8 protein-coding genes are annotated in these 7,874 nt (G+C 46.1%); 5 read left to right on the plus strand and 3 right to left on the minus strand.

Annotated features, from left to right (window positions below):
- Nucleotides 1-100 precede the first annotated feature (100 nt).
- From NSU14_RS18785 to NSU14_RS18800, 4 genes are all read left to right on the plus strand, one after another.
- A complete protein-coding gene (locus NSU14_RS18785) occupies nucleotides 101-991 on the plus strand; it encodes a LysR family transcriptional regulator (protein WP_076244347.1) in 891 nt (296 codons plus the stop codon).
- A gap of 215 nt (nucleotides 992-1,206) precedes the next feature.
- Entirely contained in the window at nucleotides 1,207-2,910 is a 1,704-nt protein-coding gene (locus NSU14_RS18790; RefSeq protein ID WP_340946746.1) for a methyl-accepting chemotaxis protein, read from the plus strand.
- Between the two features lie 88 nt (nucleotides 2,911-2,998).
- Nucleotides 2,999-3,565: a helix-turn-helix domain-containing protein gene (locus NSU14_RS18795; protein WP_042135880.1), complete on the plus strand. Its 567-nt coding sequence runs from the start codon at nucleotides 2,999-3,001 to the stop codon at nucleotides 3,563-3,565.
- Nucleotides 3,566-3,789: 224 nt separating this feature from the next.
- Nucleotides 3,790-5,001: a CynX/NimT family MFS transporter gene (locus tag NSU14_RS18800; RefSeq protein WP_340946749.1), complete on the plus strand. Its 1,212-nt coding sequence runs from the start codon at nucleotides 3,790-3,792 to the stop codon at nucleotides 4,999-5,001.
- A 131-nt stretch (nucleotides 5,002-5,132) separates the two neighbouring features.
- On the opposite strand, the gene NSU14_RS18805 is transcribed toward NSU14_RS18800, so the two are convergent.
- Complete coding sequence (locus NSU14_RS18805; protein WP_076244342.1) at nucleotides 5,133-5,507, minus strand: hypothetical protein; 375 nt, start codon at nucleotides 5,505-5,507, stop codon at nucleotides 5,133-5,135.
- Nucleotides 5,508-5,627: 120 nt separating this feature from the next.
- Between NSU14_RS18805 and NSU14_RS18810 the strand changes: the two genes are divergently transcribed.
- Complete coding sequence (locus NSU14_RS18810; RefSeq protein WP_042135878.1) at nucleotides 5,628-5,978, plus strand: hypothetical protein; 351 nt, start codon at nucleotides 5,628-5,630, stop codon at nucleotides 5,976-5,978.
- A 14-nt stretch (nucleotides 5,979-5,992) separates the two neighbouring features.
- Here the strand turns inward: NSU14_RS18810 and NSU14_RS18815 are convergent, their stop codons facing one another.
- Nucleotides 5,993-6,481, minus strand: a complete 489-nt coding sequence (locus NSU14_RS18815) for an LURP-one-related/scramblase family protein (protein ID WP_340946751.1) — start codon at nucleotides 6,479-6,481, stop codon at nucleotides 5,993-5,995.
- A gap of 180 nt (nucleotides 6,482-6,661) precedes the next feature.
- Entirely contained in the window at nucleotides 6,662-7,858 is a 1,197-nt protein-coding gene (locus NSU14_RS18820) for an NADH:flavin oxidoreductase (protein ID WP_076244337.1), read from the minus strand.
- Nucleotides 7,859-7,874: the final 16 nt, after the last annotated feature.

The following is a 7,874-nucleotide window of genomic DNA, read 5'->3' on the forward strand; positions in this document are numbered from 1 at the left end:
CCTCCAATCCTAATTTGCTTACAAAACTAATGATAATCTAAGCAAAGTATATTAGAATAATGCATATTAGTAATACTAGGTATAAAGAGAGGTAATATGAATGTCTATCAATTTGGAATGGTACCGAGTCTTCTATTGGATTGCCAGAACTGGCAGCTTATCGCGGGCAGCAGAGCATCTTCATATCACTCAACCGGCTGTCAGCCATACCATTAAACAGCTGGAGAACTCCCTTGGTGGACAGTTGTTCTTCCGCACTGCTAAAGGAGTCATCTTGACCAAGGAAGGCGAGGTACTGTTTCATTACCTGGAGCAGGCTTTCAATTTCGTAGATATCGGAGAAAAGGCCCTTGCAGAGATGAATAACTTGAACAGCGGAGAAATCGCAATCGGGGCAAGTGACACGTTGTGCAAATATTTCCTGTTACCGTATCTGGAGCAGTTTCATGCCCTGCACCCCCGGATCAGAATCCGGGTCACTAACCGGACGACACCAGAGACAATAACGCTGCTTAAGGAAGGAAAAATCGACTTCGGTATAGTCAGTCTGCCTGCCTCTGACAAACAGGTCGAATTCTACGAGAGCCAACCGATCCAGGACAGTCTTGTCGGGGGAAAGGACTTTCAGAATTTGGCGGCAGAAGGCCCGCTTGCCATCGAAGCCCTCCATCACTATCCTCTGCTGATCCTGGAGCCGGGAAGCAGCACAAGACGTTATCTGGATCATTATGCCGCTTCATGTGGAGTAAAGCTGGAGCCTGAATTCGAGCTGGGAAGCGTGGATCTTCTCGTGCAATTCGCCAGCAGCGGATTTGGTCTTGCTTTTGTCGTGCGGAATTACATCACCGAGGAGCTGAAGTCCGGTAAGCTCTTTGAAATCCCTTTGAAGCCACCGGTTCCTGAACGGCGGATCGGAATTGCGACGCTGCGGGGAGTCCCTCTATCGTCGGCGACCCGGGCTTTCTTAGAGCTATTACCTAGAATGACCTGAATACGTTCAGGCAAATCGGGTAGGCAATCATAATCCAATCTTCCACTCCGTGTCTCCCTTTGTTACGCAGGAAATTACATTAAATTTGTATGATTATAATTTTCATATCTTCAATTAATGCCAAAAGCTGTCGATATACATTTGACACCTATTTTTGCGCAGCATATTGAGGAGTGGGAAACATGAAAGACACACAGAGAAACCTATTGGGGAGCATGAAGTTGACGATTCGCATGAAATTATTGATGGGATTTCTGGTTGTGGTTGCACTGCTCGCCTTCGTAAGCACCTATGCCTTAAATCAGATCTATGTAATGTCCGAAACCTCCGAGGAAATCGATCAGGAGTGGATGCCGAGCGTCAGCTTACTTGGCATGATGAATGGTGACATTTCAGATGTGGAGCGGTTGGCTCTTGCCGTCATCGTTGAGACGGATCTGAGTGAAATTGCGAAGATGAATGAAGCTTTGGAGCAGCTCAAAGTCAAAATTGAGGATGAGCGCAAACAGCTGTTTACCCTCATTGAGGGCAGTGACGAAGCGATGGTAATGTATGATGCCTTCAGCACCAACTATGATGCCTATATGGCGAAAATGCCTGCCTTTATCGAATTTGGGTTAGCTAACAACTTTGAGGATGCCAGCAGGCTGCATACAGAGGCTTACCCGTTATGGTATACAGCCAATGACACACTCGCTCAGTTAATTGCCATGGGCAGTGATTTATCGGGACAGGCTACAAAAGATTCACTGTCAGAGGCCAATCGTGCATTCATTATCATTTTGGCGGTGACGATTATTTCCTTCCTGATTGCCTTATTTATAGCCTTCTTCATTGCAGCCATGATATCAAGACCCATTCAGAAAATGAATGCTTCGGCGTTGCTTATAGCGAACGGGGATCTAACCGGTGAAACCATCACACTTAAAAACAAGGATGAGCTCGGTACATTGGCTGCCTCCTTCAATACCATGACTGGTAACTTGCGGGCGATGATTCAATCCGTCTCCATGACTTCCGAGCAGGTAGCCGCTTCTTCGGAAGAATTGCTGGCGAGTGCAGAGCAAAATACGAAAGCCTCCGAGCAAATCTCCGAAACCGTCGAGGAACTAGCCTCTGGTACTTCTAATCAGGTGAAGATGGTGAATAATTCTTCACAGGCAATGAGCGAGATGGCCGATGGTTCGGAGCAGATCGCCCTCCTTGCCCAGAGCGTATCCGTACTCGCTGTAGATGCCGCGAATCAATCGGCTGAAGGCAATAAGGTTATCCGGCAGGCAGTGGACCAAATGGGCTCCGTCCGTACTTCCATATCCTCACTGACCGAGCTGGTTACCGGTCTGGGGGAACGCTCTGCTGAGATTGGCAGTATTACCGGGGTAATCAATACTATCGCAAGTCAGACCAATCTGCTCGCATTGAATGCGGCTATCGAGGCTGCACGTGCAGGGGAACACGGCCGGGGCTTCGCTGTTGTAGCCGGAGAAGTACGTAAACTAGCCGAGGAATCCTCGAAATCCGCGCAAAAAATTACCGATCTTGTCCAGCTGATTGAGAATGATACGAACCATGCAATTCTGGCTGTGAAGGTGAACAGCAATGAAACCGAAGCCGGAATTGAGATTGTTACAGCGGCTGGAGAAGCATTCGAGCATATCTACGAAGCCGTGAACAGGGTCGCTGATGACATTCAGGGAGTAACTGCCGGCTCAGAAGAAATGTCAGCCAGCGCAGATGAAGTGGTCGGATATATAAGCCAGATCTCCAGCATTGCCGGGGAAGCATCCGGCGGGGTTCATAATGTATCTGCTGCAACCGAGGAACAGCTCGCTTCCATGGAAGAGATTGCAGCGTCGGCAGAATTCCTCTCTAAGATGGCAGAAGAATTGCAGGGACAGATCAACAAATTTAAAGTGTAGATAGTCACCATCAAATACTGCTCGTATGGAAAAGAGTCAGAATAAACAATATACTAGCTATACAGTTATTTGTTGAGGTGAATATCCAATGGATGAAATCGATGAATCAAAACAACTTGTATTACAAATCGGCAGTGCCTTGAAAAGGTACAGAAAAGAAAAAAACATGAGTCTGGAGGATTTAGCAGAATCAACGGGCGTAAGCAAACTTACTCTGGGTAATATCGAACGCGGAGAGACCAATCCGACTCTGGCGATGATATGGAAAATTTCAAAGGGCATCTCATTACCGCTGTTGGCTTTGTTCAAATCAGAGGACCCCGTCAGCTTGTACCGGGCAGGCGAAGGGCTCCGGTTTTCGAATGACAATAAGAATTGGAGCATAGAGCCCGTCTTCAAAAATGCCAGCAACGATATTGAAATGTGCCGGGCTTATTTAAACCCTAATAGTTCGTACCATCCTGAAGGTCATCATGTAAATACAACTGAAATTGCAACAGTAATGACGGGTTCTATTGAAATTCAGGTCAATGGAGAGCGTTACACCTTGAATCAATATGATACAATCAGTTTTCGTGCAGATAGTCCTCACTCTTATACCAATAATACGAATAGCGAAACAGTACTCCATATAGCCTTGAAATATGGTTTCTAAAATTCAAAGCCCCACTACAATATGCAACTCTGTATTCCATTTATATATGGGAACGCAGCGTTGCATTTTTGTTTTTAACGAATGTAATAATTTTAAATATTCAGGAATTAAATTCCTTAAAATCGTTAATTATAAAATACTTATTGTCAATTTTAATATATTATATTATACTTTCGTTGTCCGCGCGGATATTATACTATACTGTTCTGGTAGGAGAATGAAGAATGCCGAATAAAAAAAATTCACCATCATCTATTGGGCTGCTAATACTCGGCATTATCATTATTGCAGCTAATTTACGTGCTCCCTTAACCTCAGTCGGTCCTTTAGTAAGCCTTATAAGGGATGACGTTCATATTTCCAATACTTTAGCGGGCCTCTTAACAACGGTACCTCTGCTTACCTTTGCTTTATTATCGCCTCTAGTCCCAAAACTGGGACGGAAGCATGGAGTAGAACTTTTAATCTTGATTGCCCTGATCTTTCTGACTGTTGGTATTGGAGTACGTTCTTTATCTGGCGCTGTAAATCTGTATATTGGAACAGCAATTCTCGGATTCGCCATTGCGGTTTGTAATGTATTATTACCGAGTCTAATCAAACGTAATTTTCCTCACAAAATCGGTTCCATGACTGGTATTTTTGCAATTTCAATGAGTATATCCGGAGCCGTCGCATCGGGAATCAGTATACCGCTAGCCGCGGATGCTGGTTTCAAATGGCAGGGGTCCTTGGGAATATGGGGAATCCTAAGCTTTATATCGATTCTCTGCTGGTTACCTCAAATGAGAAATCATACGAAGCAAACAACCCTGACGGGCCAACAGCAGGCTGGCAATGATGTGAATGTCTGGCGTTCACCTCTTGCGTGGCAAGTGACGCTGTTTATGGGTACGCAGTCCATGATTTTCTATGTACTGATCGCTTGGTTGCCTGAAATTCTACAACAGCAAGGCATTGACTTAAACCAATCAGGATGGTATCTCTCAATTATGCAATTAGCGCTGCTTCCCTTTACCTTTATTGTCCCTGTTATAGCCGGGCGTATGTCAAACCAGCGTTCCCTGGTGGTCATCACAACCATTTTACTTTTGACAGGAACGCTAGGAATGCTTTATGGAAGCTCCAATATCATTTTGTTGTGGATTATAATACTCGGAATTGGCGGAGGCTTCGCCTTTAGCTTATCCATGATGTTTTTCGGGTTACGTACTCATAACGCGCATCAGGCAGCAGAACTGTCAGGCATGGCCCAATCGGTCGGATACCTACTTGCCGCAATCGGCCCTGCCCTTATCGGTTATCTGCATGATGCCACAAACAGCTGGAACCTGCCGCTCTTCATTCTGCTTGGAGCTTCAGTCCTACTCTTCATAGTCGGCATAGGAGCAGCAAGTAACCGTTTTGTAGGCAGCAAGTCAAGTCAACGTGGTTAATGGCGGCCACAAGGATGTACAGCACGTAGAACATTAGCTCAAAAAAACAGCGGCAGTCAAGGATATTATTACATCCATGGCTGCCGCTAAATATGCTTTGTAGCTGGTAATCATTGCTTTATCACTCATAGCTACCCAATCCAAACTCCAACCTTATCTTTTTCATGAAGTGCTACCTTTATCATTTCCAGCGCATTTCTTATTCTGAATTCAATAAAGTCTTTAATATAGTCAGTGTGTTGGCTTATAATATCTAAATTATCTAGCAAAATGAGGAATTCACTTTTCAGCTTTTCTATCTCCTCATTAAATACATAAATATCTGTATCTTTTAAAGAATGTACTAATTCACACCCAAGTTCACTAATTAATTCATTTCCCCAGAGCGTTTTTCTGCATGACTCGAAACCAAATAAATCATTGTGTGGTGCTGGTACCTGAGCTTCCAGGAGATTAGTATCTATTAATATACCTCTTTTTTCAATTAAACTAACTGTCAAACTCATCTAGTCCACCCTTTCAGTGAGTTCACTTCACAACGTTCGGCTGTCACTGCTTCCTGATCTCCTGTTTCTGAAGTTAACGCGTAAAATATTTGGTAATCACTCTCGATAATAGACAAGTGGGTGGATGAAATTTCAAAAAAAACCTTCATCTTGATTGTATTCATCATTATATTTCAAGGGTGTTCGCTTAAGGATAACACTACCGAATATCCCGTACTTCCCTACCCACCAGTTATTGTATGGAATAACAAAGCCTACGTAGTTACTGATGACACAATCGCAGCAGAGCGGATAGGCAAAGAAATCGGAACTGTAAAAAGGTACATCGACCCGGACAAATCCTTGCCGGAGCAGGATGGCGATTCAACCATTGCCCCGAAGGGGAGTCCATTTTATGAAGTTGAGGGCCAGGACGAGGCTTCCGTTATCGCTGTCCAGATTGAAGGAGAGTATAGAAAAGCTTTCAGATAACTGCACGGTAATAATCACTGCTGGGAAGCCGCGGCATCGTCAGCCTTCACACAATCAATGGCGACCACAATCGCAATGATGACGGCCTCCATCTCCTCTTTGAATACTTGAACACTGTAGCTATCGCCCCAGGTGAACCACTTCTTGTTGACCTCACCTATGACGGCTCCGCGTTGGATGACCTGAAAATCCATGTCCCACCAATTCCCATGCACCTCAATGTCAGCCGAATCTATCGTATAGCGTGCTTTCAGGAAAGAAAATTCCTTCTTAATCGTGAGCACCTCCCGGCCGTCCACCTCCACAAAAAACTTCGGTAAAAAGCTGAATACCTTCTTGGTAATCAATGCGACTTCCTCATTTGCTGTATTCATAATAGAGAAAGTCTTAGGAATCCTCATAAAGCTGCCTTCTACATAATAGACATCCTGCTCCTGCTGATTCTTCACCGTAAACTTCTCTCTTAGACTGAACACCTTCTGCTTAATAAAAAGCTCCGTCATCCCCGTCTCCTCCTATGTCATAGAGTCTGATTGTTTTCTGAATACTATAAGTATGAGGCAACTATTTAACATTAACCAGCAATGTAGTCATTGACATACGCCCATGTATACAAAAAAAGCCTGAACCCTATGAACAGGCTCAGGCATTCAGGCATTTCAGTCACCGGCCGGGCTTGATGCCTACTTGAAGGTCTCCCTCCAATTCTCTGCGTTCGTCGCGAGATATAACTCCTTCAATTTGCCGTATTTCTTATACGGACAGCAAAATTCCTTACGCAGTACAAGCAGGCAGGCGTTACAGGAAATACAATCCGCCCTGGTGAGTCCTTCCCCGTGCAGCCAGCGGTTAGGCAAATCCGGCTCGGAAATAAGCGGACGGCACAGCGACAGGAAATCGGCGTTTCCGTTCTGCGCGATCTCTTCCATCCGCTCGATATTACGGTGTCCGCCTACCAGGATAAGCGGAATGGAGAGACGGATATCCTTGATATAATCATAATAATACGACTGCTTGGCAAGCCCGCCAATCTTCGTTCTTGCTTCGGGAATCGGGACCGGTGTAAAGCCTAATTCGTCCTCGGACCGGACGAGACAATCCCACATGCCCCCGCTTACCTCGATGGCGTCGACGCCGGTCGTTGCAATTTCGTCCAGCAGCTCCGGGAAGTTGTCCTTGTTAATGCCGCCTTCTACGTGATCGTCGCAGTTCAGCTTGATGAGGATCGGAAAGTCTCCAACTTCCTCTCTCGCCAGCGCAACGATGTCCCGGATAATGTTCGCCCGCTTCTGCACCGAACCGCCGTACCTGTCAGTACGCCGATTCGTATAAGGGGACAGGAAGGAGCTGAGCAAATAGCCGTGCGCCGCATGAAACTGCACACCGTCGAACCCGGCTTTTTGAACCCGGACAATCGCATTGGCGAAATACCGGATGATTTGCCCGATTTCTTCCGGCTGCAGCTCCCGGGCTTTTTTGATCAGAATCGGAGACTCCACAGCCGAGGGCGCGATGCAGTCCGCCGTTACATAGTGATGCACCTGCCGGCCGGGATGGTTTAACTGCGCGATGACGATGCAGTCCGGATCGGTCTCATGAACGGTGTGCGCGATTTTGGCTACCTCGGGAATGAATTCGTCATCGTAGATGCAATATTGGCCCTCCGTTCTTTTGGCCGTCGGCGTTGCCGCCATGGCGCCGGTAACGATGGTTCCGACTCCGCCCAGCGCCAGATCCTTGTACACCTGCAGAACCGATTGCGATATTCTCCCGTCCGTCGACATTTGGCTCTCACCTGTAGCAGAGCGCACCAGCCGGTTTTTCATGACGAGATTGCCGATTCTTCCTTCGGAATATACCTTATAATGCTGCCTGCTCATGAGTAAGTCCCCCATT

The sequence above is a fragment of the Paenibacillus sp. FSL R10-2771 genome, assembly GCF_038000205.1.
In the GTDB taxonomy this organism is placed as follows: domain Bacteria; phylum Bacillota; class Bacilli; order Paenibacillales; family Paenibacillaceae; genus Paenibacillus_AQ; species Paenibacillus_AQ phytohabitans.